Annotated in this window: 17 protein-coding genes; 10 read left to right on the forward strand and 7 right to left on the reverse strand. The window is 67.5% G+C overall.

The features are described from left to right. Positions 1-150: 150 nt before the first annotated feature. The gene (locus EV644_RS30400; RefSeq protein WP_132192429.1) at positions 151-873 is read right to left on the reverse strand and encodes a hypothetical protein; all 723 of its coding nucleotides are present in this window, start codon (positions 871-873) and stop codon (positions 151-153) included. Positions 874-1,426: 553 nt separating this feature from the next. On the opposite strand from EV644_RS30400, the gene EV644_RS30405 reads away from it, so the two are divergent. The 6 genes from EV644_RS30405 to EV644_RS47270 all read left to right on the forward strand — a co-directional run bounded on the left by EV644_RS30405 (position 1,427) and on the right by EV644_RS47270 (position 6,441). Continuing rightward, positions 1,427-1,702 (forward strand): helix-turn-helix domain-containing protein, encoded by a 276-nt coding sequence (locus EV644_RS30405; RefSeq protein WP_255511371.1) that lies wholly within the window; start codon positions 1,427-1,429, stop codon positions 1,700-1,702. Between the two features lie 68 nt (positions 1,703-1,770). Further along, entirely contained in the window at positions 1,771-2,352 is a 582-nt protein-coding gene (locus tag EV644_RS30410) for a dihydrofolate reductase family protein (protein ID WP_132192431.1), read from the forward strand. 411 nt (positions 2,353-2,763) lie between these two features. Continuing rightward, positions 2,764-3,195, forward strand: coding sequence for an ATP-dependent DNA ligase (locus EV644_RS30415; RefSeq protein ID WP_132192433.1), 432 nt, complete (start codon positions 2,764-2,766; stop codon positions 3,193-3,195). 304 nt (positions 3,196-3,499) lie between these two features. After that, a complete protein-coding gene (locus tag EV644_RS30425; RefSeq protein ID WP_199240074.1) occupies positions 3,500-4,450 on the forward strand; it encodes a GNAT family N-acetyltransferase in 951 nt (316 codons plus the stop codon). A gap of 460 nt (positions 4,451-4,910) precedes the next feature. Next, positions 4,911-5,504 carry a hypothetical protein gene (locus tag EV644_RS30430; RefSeq protein ID WP_132192435.1) on the forward strand — a complete coding sequence of 198 codons (594 nt, stop codon included), beginning with the start codon at positions 4,911-4,913 and terminating at the stop codon, positions 5,502-5,504. An 802-nt stretch (positions 5,505-6,306) separates the two neighbouring features. After that, on the forward strand, positions 6,307-6,441 hold the full coding sequence (locus EV644_RS47270) for a hypothetical protein (protein WP_255511368.1): 135 nt from the start codon (positions 6,307-6,309) through the stop codon (positions 6,439-6,441). Positions 6,442-6,449: 8 nt separating this feature from the next. On the opposite strand, the gene EV644_RS30435 is transcribed toward EV644_RS47270, so the two are convergent. From EV644_RS30435 to EV644_RS30445, 3 genes are read right to left on the reverse strand one after another with little or no spacing between them, the layout of a single operon-like run. Then, entirely contained in the window at positions 6,450-9,188 is a 2,739-nt protein-coding gene (locus EV644_RS30435; protein ID WP_132192437.1) for a helix-turn-helix transcriptional regulator, read from the reverse strand. A gap of 59 nt (positions 9,189-9,247) precedes the next feature. Further along, on the reverse strand, positions 9,248-9,952 hold the full coding sequence (locus EV644_RS30440) for an alpha/beta fold hydrolase (RefSeq protein WP_132192439.1): 705 nt from the start codon (positions 9,950-9,952) through the stop codon (positions 9,248-9,250). Positions 9,953-9,957: 5 nt separating this feature from the next. Continuing rightward, positions 9,958-10,386, reverse strand: coding sequence for a tautomerase family protein (locus EV644_RS30445; protein WP_132192441.1), 429 nt, complete (start codon positions 10,384-10,386; stop codon positions 9,958-9,960). A gap of 105 nt (positions 10,387-10,491) precedes the next feature. Between EV644_RS30445 and EV644_RS30450 the strand changes: the two genes are divergently transcribed. From EV644_RS30450 to EV644_RS30460, 3 genes are all read left to right on the forward strand, one after another. Further along, positions 10,492-10,878, forward strand: coding sequence for an alpha/beta hydrolase family protein (locus tag EV644_RS30450; protein ID WP_132192443.1), 387 nt, complete (start codon positions 10,492-10,494; stop codon positions 10,876-10,878). 169 nt (positions 10,879-11,047) lie between these two features. After that, positions 11,048-11,368 carry a helix-turn-helix domain-containing protein gene (locus tag EV644_RS30455; RefSeq protein ID WP_132192445.1) on the forward strand — a complete coding sequence of 107 codons (321 nt, stop codon included), beginning with the start codon at positions 11,048-11,050 and terminating at the stop codon, positions 11,366-11,368. A gap of 36 nt (positions 11,369-11,404) precedes the next feature. Further along, positions 11,405-12,676 (forward strand): NAD(P)/FAD-dependent oxidoreductase, encoded by a 1,272-nt coding sequence (locus EV644_RS30460; RefSeq protein ID WP_132192447.1) that lies wholly within the window; start codon positions 11,405-11,407, stop codon positions 12,674-12,676. A gap of 189 nt (positions 12,677-12,865) precedes the next feature. Here EV644_RS30460 and EV644_RS30465 read toward each other — a convergent pair whose 3' ends face one another. After that, on the reverse strand, positions 12,866-13,087 hold the full coding sequence (locus EV644_RS30465; protein WP_132192449.1) for an ester cyclase: 222 nt from the start codon (positions 13,085-13,087) through the stop codon (positions 12,866-12,868). Then, on the reverse strand, positions 13,074-13,196 hold the full coding sequence (locus EV644_RS47275; RefSeq protein ID WP_255511369.1) for a hypothetical protein: 123 nt from the start codon (positions 13,194-13,196) through the stop codon (positions 13,074-13,076). The genes EV644_RS30465 and EV644_RS47275 overlap by 14 nt, the downstream gene beginning before the upstream one ends. Positions 13,197-13,319: 123 nt before the next feature. Between EV644_RS47275 and EV644_RS30470 the strand changes: the two genes are divergently transcribed. Continuing rightward, positions 13,320-14,171: an alpha/beta fold hydrolase gene (locus EV644_RS30470; RefSeq protein ID WP_132192451.1), complete on the forward strand. Its 852-nt coding sequence runs from the start codon at positions 13,320-13,322 to the stop codon at positions 14,169-14,171. Between the two features lie 423 nt (positions 14,172-14,594). Here the strand turns inward: EV644_RS30470 and EV644_RS30475 are convergent, their stop codons facing one another. Continuing rightward, positions 14,595-15,563, reverse strand: a complete 969-nt coding sequence (locus EV644_RS30475; RefSeq protein WP_132192453.1) for a GlxA family transcriptional regulator — start codon at positions 15,561-15,563, stop codon at positions 14,595-14,597. Positions 15,564-15,618: the final 55 nt, after the last annotated feature.

The following is a 15,618-nucleotide window of genomic DNA, read 5'->3' on the forward strand; positions in this document are numbered from 1 at the left end:
ACCGTCTCGAGCGGAACTACTGCCGGAGGACGTTCCGCCAGCGGTTAGGGAGACCTGCCGCCACGTCTCCCATCTACCTCATCTAGTACAGCCGGCAGGCTCCGCGCACATCGGCGTAGAGCACGGCGAAGGTGCCGCTGTGGTGACCGATCAGCCAGCGGCCTTGAGGAGATCCTGCTGGAGGTTCGAAATGGTGGCGGCCAGCCGGGTGTCGGGGCGGAGGCCGTCGAGGGTCTGGCTTGACTCGGTCACCGTCACCTGGGCGAGGACGTTGCCGACGACAAAATTCACGTTCGCACCTGCCGTGAAGCGCGTGGGAGACGACTTCTTTGTCAGTCCTGAGTCCGTCCAGGTGCGCGAGATGCCCCGGACCGTGAACGTGTCGCCGTGCTCGTACTGTCCCCAGAAACGGTTCTGGAGCGTCACAGCGCCCTGATGAGAACGGAACCGGTACAGGCAGACAACCAGTCGTCGGTCGTCGGACGACATGCGGATGCTGACGTACCCGCGGACGAATCCGGTCCGGGCGAGCAGTTGGCGATCCTCCTGCGGGGTCCCGGACAACTTGCCGACGAACCGCTCCACGTCGAACGCACCGACCCGTTGCCGATCCCAGTCCCGGGACGACGTTCGAGTGAAGGTGGCGGATCGGACCACCAGCCGCGCGAGATCGGCCTGCCGTGGCGTGGCAGTCGGCGCGGTCGGCCGCGGCGATACGGCTCGTGACGGTGTCGCCGCAGGAGCCGACGCCCGTGGTGCGGGAGTCACCGAAGCTGTCGCCGATACCGTCGGTGGCGGCGCGCTCAGCTCGGAGGAGCCGCCGCAGCTGACCAGCAGTGGCACAGCAAGCAGGGCAAAACCGGCGCGCATCATCTTGTGTTCCTTCCTCTCCGCCGGACTCGCTCGCCCGGCCGAAAGCAGACCCTACCCAGAGACAGGGTGCTTGTGCGCACTCGCGCGACGCGGGTAGTGGAGCCGGAACCAGGTGGAGGCGTAGAGCGCCGGACCCCGCTCGACGATCCTCAGCAGCGCGACCAGGCGCCACTCGGTCTCAGCGTCATCCTCCGATCCCTCCGCCCGGTGTATCGCTCACCGGGGCGCCGCCATTGCCGCAGTACAGGTACGGACCGGCACGAGCGGGCTCGAACTTCGCTCCTGGCAGGCTTAGCGCAATGCAGTCCCCGACCGTCAGCCCGCACTCGCTGGGATCGCGACCGGGTGCCGCCGACGATCGGATCTCGACCGCGTAGGCTGCCGAGATCCTCGGCGTCGACCGGGACAAGGTGTACCGGTTGATGGCAAAGGGCCGGCTCCGCACGCATGGGCAGCCGCACATGTTCAACCAGCTTCGAGGTGGTGACGTCGAAGAGCACCGGGATCGCGGCGAACCGATCGCGCTGGCTGTGGCAGCCCGGATCCCACTCATCTGGCACAGCGGTTCAAGGAGCTCATCGGCGTCACGCCGAAGCGGCTGGCCCGCACCTGCCGCTTCGCCGCCACCGTGTTCGCGATCAACCCCGCCGGACCGATCGACTGGGGCGACCTCGCCGCTGGCGCAGGCTACTTCGACCAGGCCCACTTCGGGCACGAGTTCCGGGCGTTCACCGGGCTCACCCCGACCCGGTACGTCGAAGTCCGGCGGCGGTTCCTGCGCGAACATCCCGGCCACGCGCTGGACAGCTGGCCGCTGCCGGCCGATTGATTTCTTACAAGAGCGACAGCTCACGACACGCTAATTTGGGGGGGCACCCCAGAGCAAAGGAGAGCCCCGTGGGCAAGGTAGTCATGTACAGCTCGGTGTCGGTGGACGGCTTCGTCGCGGACAAGAACGATCAGCCCGGACCGCTGTTCGATTGGTTGTCCAACGGTGACGTCCCATTGGACGAGAGCGGAGAGCTAAAGGTGTCGCAGGTGTCCTACGACTACACCCGGGCGTACTGGGACCAGATCGGGGTGACACTCGTCGGCCGCCACGTCTTCGACATGACCGACGGCTGGGACGGGAAGCCTCCGGGCGGGATCGACCACGTGGTCGTCGTGACACACCGGCCGAAGCCCGAGGGCTGGGACCCAGAGGCGCCGTTTCACTTCGTCGACGGCGTCGAGGCAGCCATGGCCAAAGCGCAGGAGCTTGCCGGTGACCGCATAGTCGAGGTCGCCGCTGGCGAGGTCGGTGGCCAGGTGCTTGCCGCAGGTCTGGTCGACGAAGTGCGCATGGACGTCGTACCCGTCGTGTTCGGGTCCGGCAAGCGCTACTTCGGGTCAGTCGACGCGCAGCACCTGTTGGAGGAACCTGACGTGGTGATTCAGGGCAACCGGGTGCTTCACCTGCGCTATCGGGTGCGCCGTTGACCGATCTGAGCGGGTACGCGAAGAAGTCCACTGCGAACGGTGACACAAGATCGGGCCTCCGGCTGCGTTTGCGCATCGCCGTCCCTGGTCGGGCAGCCGACGCCGATCCACCCCAGCACCTCACCTGCGGCAAGTTCAACTCAAGATCACTGGTTGCCGGTTTCCGTCGTATCTTGGCCGACCCCTCCCCGAGGCTTGAGCTCGCCGAGCCAGGCGCGGTCCTTGGCTTCGACGAGTCGCGCCTCGGCGTTGCTGGTCATGTCCTCGACGGGAGAACACGCGCCACCGCAGCCCCCACCTGAACTCCAGCACCCGGCCCAGATCCACTAACGACACCGGCACACCCTCTCCAGCCACACACTGGCGCGCCACCCGGCGCGCTGAAGAGTTCAGTCAACTAGTCGCTGCACCATCGTTCGGCGCGGTGACCAAGCGAGGCTGTGGTCACGGCAGCGCAAAGACCTGACCGATCGGTTCCCCGACGTCGAGGCCGCCGCCGCACGGCAACTGCCCGACGGCGTCGTACTGGACGGCGAGTTGTTGATGCTGGTCGACGGCCGGCTGTCCTTCGACGCTTTGCAGCGCCGCATGGTCACAGCACCGGCCAAAGCGAGGGAGCTGGTCGCCGCCGCACCGGCGTCGTACGTCGCGTTCGACCTGCTCGCGGTGGCCGGGGTCGAGCTGCGCACCCAGCGGTGGATCGTACGCCGCGGCCGATTGGAGCAGCTCGCCACCAGCTTCTCGCCCCCGCTGCAGCTGACACCGGTCACCGCGGACCTCGAGGAAGCCCGGGAGTGGTTCGACGTATTGCCCGCGGCGAAGGCGTCGAGGGTCTGGTCGTGAAGGGCGCGGCCACCGGTACGTCGGCGGCCGCCGCGAGTGGCTGAAGGTGAATTCTGTCGGGGTCGGCGGTGTCCGCCAGCTGGCCTGCGCACTAACCGGCCTGGTCAGGCGCTGGATTGTGGTGGTTCGCACGTGCACGACACTTGTCGTCGATGACAGGTCGACGCGCACTCAGACAAGCCCTTAGAGCCTGTTCAGAAGTTGGTCGGGCAGATCGATCCGGCCGTACCTGGCGGTGGCACGCAGCCAGGCGCGGCGGTGAATGCGGAAGCGGTACGCCCGGAATGGGGCCTAGCATCTGGCCATGGATCATGAGTTCATCGGCGAGGTCATCGAGTGGCGTGGTCCTGCGCCGTACTACTTCGTCTCCGTGCCGGAGCAGGAAAGTGTCGCGCTGCGGGCCACGGCCTCCGCCGCCAGCTACGGGTGGGGGATGCTCCCGATCCGCGCTCGGATCGGCAACACCGAGTGGAAGACGTCGCTGTGGCCGAAGGACGGCGGCTACCTGCTCCCGCTGAAGGATGCCGTGCGCAAGCCCGAAGGACTGGACGCAGGCGACACGGTGGACGTTCGGCTCACGTTCGACGCGCTGCCCCGTAAGCAGAAGCAGCAGAAGCTGCCTTCGGTCAAGGGGGTTCCCGTTCCCCGCCCAACGGGCTCGCGGGACCCGGTCACCGCCGAGCGGCTCACGATCGTTCCGGCCAACCAGGCGGCTTGGGAGGACCTGCGGGCGGTCTTCGGCACATCCGGCGACACCGCACGGTGTTGGTGCCAGCGGTTCCGGATGCTGCCCAAAGAGTCCTGGGCGTCTGAAGGTCCCGAGGAGCTCGCTGCCCGTCTTCGCGACCAGACCGCCTGCGGAAACCGAAAGGCACGGGCGACGAGCGGCCTGGTCGCGTATCTCGACGGTGAGCCCGTCGGCTGGTGCGCCGTCGCGCCGCGGGCGGATCACCCGAGGCTGCTCCGCGACTACCGCGTCCCCTGGCTGGGCCGCAACGAGGACAAGGCCGACACCACTGTCTGGGCCGTGACCTGCTTCGTCACCCGCGTCGGCTACCGGCGCCGAGGGGTCAGCCGCGCACTCGCCCGCGCCGCCGTCGGGTTCGCCCGTGAACGCGGCGCCCGCGCGGTGGAGGGCTACCCAGACGTCGTGGACGGCGGGTCCGTCGGCACTCTCGCGATGTTCGCCGATGCCGAGTTCGTCGAGGTGAGCCGGCCGGGCAAACGCCGCGCCGTCATGCGTATCGACTTCTGACCCTTCTGCGCTCTGTTCGTCCACGACCCGCCGCAGGCGTTGCTTCCGGAGCGGCACCGCCCACTCTGCGCTAGCCCGCGGCAGGGACGAATCCTCGCCCGTTCTGGAGGGACCAACTGCAGCGATCGGTCGGCCGGGCCGTTGAGCTGGGTCATCAACTCGCGATTGGCCGCGCGGTGGCGGTGCGTTCCTCGAGTTGACGGCATAGCTCGAGGACTGTTGCTGATGTCGTGCACGGGTCGATGACCTGCCCCAGCACGACAGTCTTCCTGGTGGGCGCCCGGGGCGTTGTAGCGTTGCGCGCGGTGGTGCGGCGTTGATTGGGGAGGCTCGAGTGCCTGAGCGGTTTGTGGGTCGGTTGGTTACGGCCGGAGTCCTGTGCGTTGTGCTGGTTGCTTGTTCCGGTGGGGAGCGTGCGGAGCCGGTGCCATCGCCGCGGTCGACTGTTTCTGGTTCGGCTGTGGACAAGGCCGCGGTGGCGCAGGCGTTCTCCTCGTACCGTGAGGCCCTGCTGGCGAAGGACGGCAGGACGGTGGCGGCGTTGCTGACGGCGGAGAGCATCGAGTACTACGCAGGGATGAAGAAGCTGGCCTTGACCGCGCCGGAGTCCTATCTCAGGCGAGCCAGGATGAGCGACCAACTGGCCGTGATCCTCCTGCGAGCGACGGTTCCGGCCGAGAACATCCGGAGCTGGTCGACGACTCAGTTTGTCATTGATGCGGTGCGGCGGGGGCAACAACGGAACTGGAATTTTGGGGCGAACCTCAAGGCCGCGGCCGTGGAGCGGATGTCCGCGGGCACGGTCGAGGTGTCCGGCGACGTCGGCACAGTGCTGGTGAAGCTGGACGGCAAGGAGAGCCCGGTCTCGTTCACCTTCTACCGAGAAAACGGACGGTGGAAGTTCCGCTTGATACCGCTGCTCGACGCAACCGAAGGCGCCTTCCGGGCACGCGTCCAGGAACAACACATCACCGAACGCCGCTTGGTCGACGAGTCCCTAGCTGCAACCCTGTCCCCCGAAGATATCCGCGCCGCCTGGCTCCCGGTCGGCTGACACCTCAGTGCGCCGTACTGGCTACGAAGCCGGAGGCCCGCGGGCGACGTACGAGCGAGTCGCGTTCATCAACATCCGCGGGTGCAAAACCAGCGTGCCCTCCGTTAGTTCGAGGGGACCAGGCAGTCCGACGTCACGCCGCTCGGGCGGCCCAGACCGCTAATGCTTGCAGCCCTCTCGCGGTTCGGCAGACACTTCGTGACAGAACACTTCTTGGAAGGACTCCACCGCCTTGTTATAAGCCCGCCAATCAACATGCCCAGCCTCGTACGCGGCGATGTCGGCGCGCATCACCTTCGCGAGTTCGATGTGTCGCTTCCAGCGTCCTCGCTGCCATAGACGAAGAGAAGGTCCACCTGGCTCCGCCAAGCTGCTTCGACTGTCGCCAAGGCCGCCGCTGGGTCGGCGCCCGCGCGAGCTGTTGGCCGCGGTCGTTGAGGGCGGTGGCGACGGCTTTGCGGAAGGCGTGGGAGGTGATCCAGGTGAGGGTGTCTGCGGGTACTGGCTCGGCGGCTTGGTCTACCTGGGCGAGGAGCGCGTCGGTGGTTTCTAGGGTGGGGTTGTAGGTCCAGAGGAGGGTGGTGGACATAGTCCGGTCGACCTTGATGCGGCCGGATTCGATGAGCTCGATTCTGTTCTTGGGCCAGTTGAGGGTCTTCGTGATTGATGGTTGCCGGTAGCACGCGATGTTGCCGGTGACCTGCGATCCCGCCAGGCGGCGGGAATGCTGTCGCCGAAGGCGACGTCTTCCTTGCTTGGGAAGTACCGGGGGAATTAGGAAGACACCGAGCACGCCTCCGGGATGGTCCTTCGCGCCCGGGCCATCGTCAACACCGCGCTGAGCTGCATCGAGGTCGCTCTGATGCGACGGACGGAAAACGACCGGTCGCTCACCGACCTCCTCCACCAGGTCTTCACGATCGTGCAGATCCCCTGACTGGTCTCTCAGCCGTCCGGCTCGCGCGTCTCTCCGGGGTGGGCGTTGAGGGTGTTGGCGAGTTGGACGCGGGATTGGATGCCGAGTTTGGCGAAGACGGCGCGGAGGTGGGTGCCGACGGTGTTGATGGAGATGCCGAGGGTCGAGGCGGCCGATTTGTTGGTGTGGCCGGCGGCGATGAGTTTCGCGACGCGTTGCTCGGCGTCGGTGAGGGCTTCCCAGCCGGTGGCAGGGCGGGCGGTCGACTGGTCCCACTTGGTACGGCGGGCACCGGCGCGGCGCATCGTAGCCTCGACACCGTTGCGGCTGTCCAGCGAGCCCATCGCGTGGTAGACGTCCCAGGCCCGGTCCAGCTGGACCATCCCGGCGTCGCGATCGCCCGCGGCTAGCAGCGCCCGTCCGTAGCTTGCGGCGCCGACCGCTAGGAGCGCTGGTCGCGGGCTCGAGGCGAGCACCTCGGCCGACCGGGCCACGAGGGCGAGGTCGTCCTCGGCGCGGCCGCGCAGGTTCAGAGCGAGTCCTTCGAAGCTGATGACCCCAGGGTTGCGCTCGGCGCCGAGCTCGGCGAGGTCGACCGCCTGCCGGGCGAACTTCGGCTCGCCGGCGGCGGTCCCGATCTCGTAGAACACCGCCGTCCAACCGGGCCACCACGGCCAGAACGTGCGTGATTCGGCCGCAGTGTCGAGCAGTGGGCGGAGGATCGCGGTCGCCCGATCCAGGTCGCCTCGGGTCGCGGCCAGCCAGCCTCGCATCAGCGGTACGGCGGGCTCGCGGATGTTCTCGTCCGCGTCGGTGAGCCTCGCCGCCGCCTCGACCTGGCGGTCCGCGGCTTCGTACTCGCCGCGGGCCAGCTGGACCGCGGCGTGGATCATCATCGCCTCGAGCGCGTGCACGCTGGTGCCGAGCTGCCGGCCCAGCTCGATCAGGCCGAGTGCGCCCGCGCCGGCGTCGTCGAGCCGGCCCAGATTGAAGTCCTGCCACACCTGCGCGTAGGCGAGTGCGGGCAACGCGCCCTCGACGGCCGACTCGCTGTCCTTGCGGGCTTGGTCCAGCAGGGTCTGCGCGTGCTCGTAGCGGTCGAGGAGCTGCAGCGCGATGATCTCTTCGGCCAGGTACGACGTTCCGAGCAGCGGCCGCAGGTCGCGGAAGTACCCCAGACTCGCCCGATGCCGGCCCTCGTTCTTGGCAGCCTCCCCGCACGCTTGCAGCGCCAACGTGATCGCCTCCTGGTCGCCCGCCGCCTGAGCTGTCGCCAAGGCCATCCGGGCGCCGTCGGCCGCCTGCGCTCCGGGGATCATCCGGGTCTGCGCGAGTGCCCGGGCCGCGGTGAGCCGCGCTGCGATCGCCGGAGCCAGTCCAGGCAACCGCAGGACGCGATCGCAGCGCTCAGTGAGCTCGGCGACCTGGCCGCCCAGCCACAGGGCACGAGCCGTCACGGTCTCGACCTGCCCGATCACCTCGGCCTCGTCGGCGCGGGCGAGCAGTTGATCGGCGACCGTCAGTGTCTCCGCGACGTGCTGTGTGCGGGCCAGGACCGCCAGGCAGCGTTGGCCGATCTCGAACCACCGGTCGTGACTGGGCCGCAGGGTCCCGAATGCGAGCATCGCGAGCTCGCTGGCATCGTCGGGGCTGATCGACGTCAACTGCTCCGCGGCGGAGGTGAGAATGAGGGCGCTTCCGAGATCGCCTGGGATCGTCGCGGCCTTGACGTGCGATGCCGCGAGCAACTCTTGGCCGGCGACTCGCAGCAGATGATCTGCGATGCGCAGATGAAGCCCGCGGACGGTGCGTCCGGCGATCGTGGCAGACACCGTCTCGCGAATCAGGTCGTGCCGGAACGACAGCGTTCCCGACGTCTCGGCGACCAGGCCGCTGAGTATTGCGTCGCCGACGAGCTCCGGTGTGAGCTCGGGCTGGAGTAGGACGAGGTCGTCGATCGGCAGTGTTCGCCCGGCGACTGCGAGCAGTTCGACGGCCCACCGTACCGTCGGATCGAGCTCGGACAGACGGCGATGGATCGCAGCGGTGAACTCGGCCGGAACCGCGTCCTCCCGGCCCGCCGTCCGCGCGATCCCGTCGATGATCTGCACCGCGAGGAACGGGTTGCCGTCGGATGCCGCCAGGAGTTGCTGGGTGTGCCGGCTCGGTACGCCACCCAAGCGGTCGTGTGCCATCGCGGCGAGGTCCGGAGCGGTCAGCGGCGTGAGCAGCAGGTGGTGGAACCGGACGTGATCCACGCTCTCCAGCTCGGATTTGAGCCGCCGGTCACGGCTGGTGAGCACCCACAGGACCGGCAGGCCGATCAGCCGCGGGATGAGCGAGCGCAGCAGGAACAGGCTGACCCGGTCGGCCCAGTGCAGGTCGTCGATCGCGATCACCAGCGGCCCGCCCGCGGCCGCCTTCTCCAGGTACGTCGCGATCCGGTCGGCCAGGACCAGCGGCTCGATCTGCCCGAGGTGCTCGTAGTCGTCGGCCGAGATTAGGGGATCCCGGCCCGAGCGCAGTACGGCGATGACCGGCGCGCCGGGCGAGACCTGTTCGATCTCGTCGCACTTGGTCCGGGCGACGCGGAAGCGCTGGACCGCGGCCTGGCGGCAGATCTCGGTGAGCACGGCCGTCTTGCCGATCCCGGGCGCGCCGGTGACGAGTACGACGCCGGACGCGCCGATCGCACGGACCCGGCGTACCGCACTGAGCGCCAGGCCCAGCTGCTCACTGCGTCCGCGCAGCGGCCGGCTCTCGACCATCGTCGTCTCCGCTCATCTCCGGCCCCATCGAAGCAGACCGGACAAGCGCAGGACAGCAGTCATCCCGCGAGCGCACGCCGGATGAACCCGGCGACCGCGACGGGCCGGGCGATGAACACTGTGTGCGAACCGGCGATCGTCGCGGTCGTGGCCCGCATCCGCTCGGCCATGAACCGTTGGGCGGCCGGCGCGATCGCGTTGTCGTGGTCGGGGATCAGGGACCAGGACGGTGTGGTGTTCCAGCCGGCCGCGGTCGCGCTCTCGGTGAGGGCCGCCAGGGTCAGCGGTCGCTGGGTGGCGAACATCGCCGCCGCGACGTCGACCGGGGCGTCGGCGCAGAACGTCTCTCGGAACTGGGCCTCGGTGATGTAGAGATCGGGTCCGCCCGGCCCGCCGGGAGCGTCGTACGGCGTCGGGGCGGACGTCTTGGCCAGCAGGGTCGGTGGGAACGGCTCGTGGACACTCGCGCAGCTCTCGCCCACGTCGATCCCGAATCCGGCGAGGTAGACCAGGCCGACCACGTTGTCGAGCTCGGCCGAGGCCTGCGTGATCACTGCGCCACCGTACGAATGGCCGGCGAGCAGGACCGGGCCGTCGATCGCCTCGACCATCGTGGCGATGCCGGCGGCGTCGGATGCGAGACTGCGGAGCGGGTTGGGTGGGGCGATCACGGTGATGCCCGCGGTCTGGAGTTCGCGGATCACGCCGGCGAAGCCGGACGCGTCCGCGAACGCGCCGTGCACGAGAACGACCGCGGGTTCCATGTCTGTCAGCTTCCGATCTCGGCGATCTGGGCTCTGGCCGCGGCGACCAGCTCTTCGTTGGTGTTGGCGTGGCCCGCGAGGCCCCAGCCGCCGTCCGGTGCCTCGGTGAGCAAGACCCAGGTGCGGTCGGCCAGGATCGGATCGCCGGCCGCCTCGGCCACGATGCTGGTGAGCTCGGCGACGACCGCGAGCTGCTTCTTGCGGTCGAGCGCTCCGTGGTTCGTGAGCACCTGGACGCGGACGTAGGTGTTCTCACCGTCGACGTTCGCGAGGCCGGCTGTGTCGAGTTCATGGACGAAGGCCGCGGTGTTCTGCCGAAACATCGGGATGTCCGGCACCTCCTCGATCTTCATCAGCGTCGTCGCGAGGTCGACCGCGAGCTGATGCTTGTCGCCGAACGTGCCGGCTACCGCATAGACGTCGATCATCGGCATGGCAGTGCTCCTTCAGGTCGCTGATGTGCCAGAGCCAAGCACCTGACGGCCGGGACGATCCATCACCTGATCGGGTGATGGCGTCCACCCGGGCGGTCGCGTTGGATGGCAGCCGCCGAATCGGTCGACTTCGCCGTACTCGGGTACGCGATCACCTCGATGGAGACCGAGATCTACCGGCCGTCCAGGATCATCCTGCTCGGGGAGGACGCGTCGCCCGAGGCACGCCGGTCGACGTCACTCGACGTGCTCGTGTCACCTTCGCCGCCGCCGTTCTTTCTCTGGCACACCGCGGAGGACGTCCGGGTGCCTCCGGAGCACAGCTATCGGTTCGCGGCGACGCTGGCCAGGTACGACGCACCACGCACGGTGCACGTGTTCGCGCACGGCCCGCACAACCTCGGGCTGGCCGAGGGTGCCGGTGATGCGTCCGGTTGGACGGCGCTCGCGGAGGCCTGGATGTCCGAGCAGCTCAGATCAGGAAGGCGTTGACGTCGGCGGCGAATTCAGCGTGGTGCTGGACGAGGAAGCCGTCGGCGGAGTCGGGAGTGGGGGATCAGGCCGGCCAGGAGGTACGAGTAGTGGGGGAGGATCATCGGGTCGCTGTCGCCGTTCGCGACGAAACGGGGACCTTGATCGCGCTCACCCGTTCGAGGAGTGCGTGGTCGGGAACTCCCCAGTCACAGACGGCGTCGTACTGCGCCAGCCGGGTCGCCCACGTGGTTTCGACGAGCTCGGCGTACCCCGGTGGGAGGAACGAACCCGCGACGAAGCCGGCCGCGTCGGTCTGTACCCGACGACGAGCACACTGACCGAGACCGAACGCCGGGTCGCCGAGCTCGTCGCAGTCGGCCGGTCGAACCAAGAAGCAGCCGCGGAACAGTTCATATCCGTCAAAGCAGTAGAAGCCAACCTGACCCGCATCTACCGCGAACTCTCCGTCCGCTCGAGAACGGAACTCGCCAATCACCTGAACAGGTGATTGGAATCGGCCGTTGCGCACCATCTACTGATCGCGATGAGTACCGTAACTTCGGGGCCGGCGTCGTTGGTGCGCGTCTTCGGCCGGCCGATGGATCCTGCGTCCTATGTACTGCGTGACTTCTTGAGCCGCAGCGTCGCGCAGTACACGTGGACCGAACTGGCCACCGACCACGACTGTATCCGAGCGCTGGGCGTTCCACTCGACGGCGTCGAGTTGCCAGTTGTCCAACTGCCCGGTGGGGAACGACTGGAGGCGCCGGATCCGGAGACACTTGCCAAGCATCTCGGCTGGGTCGTTCGGCCTTCGACCGACGTGTACGACCTCTCGATCTACGGGGCTGGTCCTGCTGGACTTTCCGCTGCCGTCTATGCCGCGTCGGAGGGGCTTCGCGTGGCGGTGATCGAAAGGAACGCCGTCGGCGGGCAGGCGGGCTCGAGCAGCCTCATCGAGAATTACCTCGGGTTCCCGACCGGAATCTCGGGTGCCGAGTTGGCCGAGCGAGCCCGGCAGCAGGCGGTACGGTTCGGCGCCGAGCTGCTCCAGATGCGCGCTGGACTCGAGGGAGCCTTCACTGACGGACTCCTTCGGGTGAACCTCTCCGACGGCTCGGTCATGGCGTCGCGGTCCAACATCTGCGCGACGGGTGTGCGTTGGCGTCGGCTCGGCCTGGATGACGAAGAGAAGTTCTTCGGCGCGGGGCTGTACTACGGCTCGGGGATCGGCGAGGCGCCGCAGTGCGCAGGCCAGCAAGTCGTGGTCGTCGGTGGAGCGAACTCCGCGGGCCAGACCACCATGAATCTGTCGCAGTACGCCGAGAAGGTGACGCTGCTCGTGCGGGGCCTGGAGCTCTCCAGGAACATGTCGGCGTACCTGGTCGATCGGATCGCGGCCCAGCCCAACGTGGAGGTCAGGACCGGAACCACGATCAGGCGTCTGGTGGGCGGCCGGGAGATCATGGCGATCGACCTACAAACAGGGGACAGGGCCACGGTCGAAGTCCCGGCCACGAGGGTGTTCGTGTGCATCGGCGGCGAGGCCAACACCGAGTGGGCGGAGGACTCCGATCTGATTCTCGACGAGCACGGTCTGTTCCTGACCGGAAACGATCTTTCGCCCGCGATGCTCGAGGGCACCTGGTGGCTGGATCGGCGGCCGTTCGACCTCGAGACGAACGTGCCCGGCTTCTTCGCCATCGGCGACGTCCGCAAGGGCTCCATCAAGCGCGTCGCATCCGCGGTGGGCGAAGGTGCGCTGGCGGTCAGCTACGTCCACCGCTTTCTTGCCGGGACCGACTCAGCGACCTGACAGTTCAAGTCATCAGCTCTCGCTGCAGGATGATGGCCGTGCCACCAGCCCCATGGCTCCTACGAGCGCGGTCACGATCCCGAACCTCACGGCGACGTTTCGCACGCCGGCGGCCGAGGACACGAACATCCCCGCCACGATCGCGGGACCCCGAAGGAAGGAGCCAACGCGACATCGGCGCGACGCCTGTCAGGCTCGGAGTTGCTCTAGCGCCGTCGACCAGTTCTCGATGTGGTAGACCGTGGCAAGCTTTCCGTCGCGGACGGTGAACAGGTCGATGGCCATTGTCCGGAAGGACCTGCCGGTCGGCGCAGCTCTCCAGAACTCGGCCATCGGCGTACCTGTCGCCTCACCGCGCACGATCATCAGGTCGTCGACCACGTGGATGTCGACGACTTCACGCCTCGGCAAGCAGCGCTGACACGTCCTTCTCGGCCGGCCTGTTCAGTGCCTCGTAGAGCGGAGCGGAGATCTTCCGTGCCTGCTCCACCGTCATCACCGATTCGTCGCTCTTGGTCATAGCAGCTGAGCCTGCCCGAGCCGCCGCTGAAGGAGCATCACACGTTCGCGTGATGTCGCCGCATCGCCGGACGCAGGAAAGTCGCGCTGTACGAGGCGTGGTGATTTGAGGAAAGGCAAGCAGATGAGTGTTCCAGAAGCCGTATCGATCCAGACCTACTTTCGGGTCTGCGACGGAGTACGCGTGCGCTACGCGGATACCAGGGCAGAGTCCGGCACAACCGTGCTGATGCTCGCGCCGTGGCCGGAAAGTCTCTTGGCCTTTCGCCGGATCTGGGGCAAGGTAACCCCGCTGGGGCGGGTTGTCGCCATCGACATGCCGGGCTTCGGTCATTCCGACCAGCACCGCCCGGAGCTCATCGCTCCCGACGCCATGGGAGGGTTTCTGGCGCGGTTGATCGACGAGTGGGGGCTCGGCGCACCCCACGTGGTCGGTCCCGACGTCGGGGCCGCGGCAGCGCTCTTCCTCGCGGCCACAGCCCCGGACCGTGTCACGAGCCTGACCGTCGGCGGCGGAGCCGTCCGGTACCCGATCGATGCCGGAGGGGCCCTCAAGGACGTCATCGAGGCGCCCGACCTGGACGTCATACGCGCGTTGGACGCAAGGACCAACATCGGCTACGCGGTCCAGGCGGGTGCGGGTTCCGACAGCGAGCCGGAGGTCCACGAGGACTACGTCAGCGCCTACGACCTCGGGCGGTTCGCCGAGTCGGCCCGGTTCGTGCGGCACTACCCCGAGCAGAACCCGGTACTGCGTGATCTCCTGCCAACCATCACCACGCCGGTCCAGATCCTCGCCGGAAAGGGCGACGACCTCGTGCCCTGGTCGAACAACCAGTTCCTGGCCGACAACCTGCCGCACAACGAGGCCCATCCGCTCGATGCCGGCCACTTCGCTTGGGAAGAAGCGTCCGACGAGTACGCACGGCTGCTCGTGAACTGGATCAGCGGCGGCTACCAGCGCGTTGGAGCCTAGGACCCGCATACTTAATGCAGCAAAAGTATCTTCGGCGTGCCTGACGGGCATGGAAGCGTCATGCGGTGGTTCAGTGGAGGTTTCAGGTGCGCCGGGATCGGCTGCGGCCGACGGATTCGGCTGGAACGGCGTCGTGGTGTACGACCCCCCAGCAGGCAGATCTGCCAGTCGGCCGCGGTCCGTACATGTGGGACGGTGCCGCAGGCACCTGGTTCTGGGTCGACCCTGAACATGATCTGCAGTACACCGGCTTGATCCAGTTGCTGTCGCGCAGCGCGCCTCCACTTCACGCCATCGCCCAGCGCGTGATGGCTGACGCGATCGTTCGTTAGGCAGGAGCATCTCGCGTAGACGTGGGGCACGCTGCTCGCAACTGCTCAGCGGAGTCCGCCCTGCTTCGAACTGCCGCAACTGCCGCAACTGCTAGTACGTCACCTTTTGCCGGAACAGGCTGCGGTACTCCTGGGGCGAGGTGCCAACGCGTCGGTGGAAGGCTGCGCGCACGGATGCCGGATTACCGAGACCTGTGAGACGTCCGATGCGCTCGACCGGCTCTGTTGTGGTCTCCAAGAGCTCGCGTGCGCGGTCGATCCGTGCGTCGTTCAGCCAAGCCATGGCGGAGGTGCCGGTGTCGTCTCGGAAGCGGCGGATCAAAGTGCGACGTGACATGTGGACGCGTGCGGCGAGCACATCGATGGTTATCGGCTCTGCAAGGTTGTCGAGCATCCATTCACGAACGCCGGCGAGCTCGTGACCGGTCGGCTGGCTGCGTAGGCGTTCGACGTACTGCGCTTGGTCGCCGGCTCGTCGCGGTGGCGCCACAAGTCCTCGGGCGGCGGTGTTGGCGGCAGCCGCGCCGTGGTCGATGCGGATGAGGTGGAGGCAGAGGTCAATGCCTGCAGTCACGCCCGCCGACGTCAGGACGTCGCCATCATCGACGAAGATACGGTCCGGCTGTACGTCGATGAGGGGGTATAGCTTTCGAAGTCGATCAGCGACCTGCCAGTGGGTTGTAGCGGGTCTTCCATCGAGCAGACCCGCTGCTGCCAAGACGAAAGCTCCGGAGCAGATGGACACCATCCGTGAGCCGCGTTCGTGTGCGGCGCGGACGGCGGTCAGCACCTTGTTCGAGATTGCGGCATCGAGATCCTCGTATCCCGGGACGAAAACGGTGTCTGCGCGCTCGAGAGCGTCGAGGCCCTCAGTTCCGGTGAGGGCGAATGTTTGGTGGGCTGTCGGTTCGACCCGCCCCTGGGTCGCGACCACCAGCTCGTACTTCGGATTCATCGAGAAGATCTGTGCCGCGATGCCGAGTTCGAGGGGTAATACGCCGGGCAGACACAGGACGACAACGCGATGGCGCACGAGCTCGGAGTGAACGGCAGACGTCATGGCCCGATTCTAGCGGTTGAAGTCCCTCGGGCCACTGTCGCAGGCGGCAGCGATT

It is taken from the genome of Kribbella orskensis (genome assembly GCF_004342085.1).
In the GTDB taxonomy this organism is placed as follows: Bacteria; Actinomycetota; Actinomycetes; order Propionibacteriales; family Kribbellaceae; genus Kribbella; species Kribbella orskensis.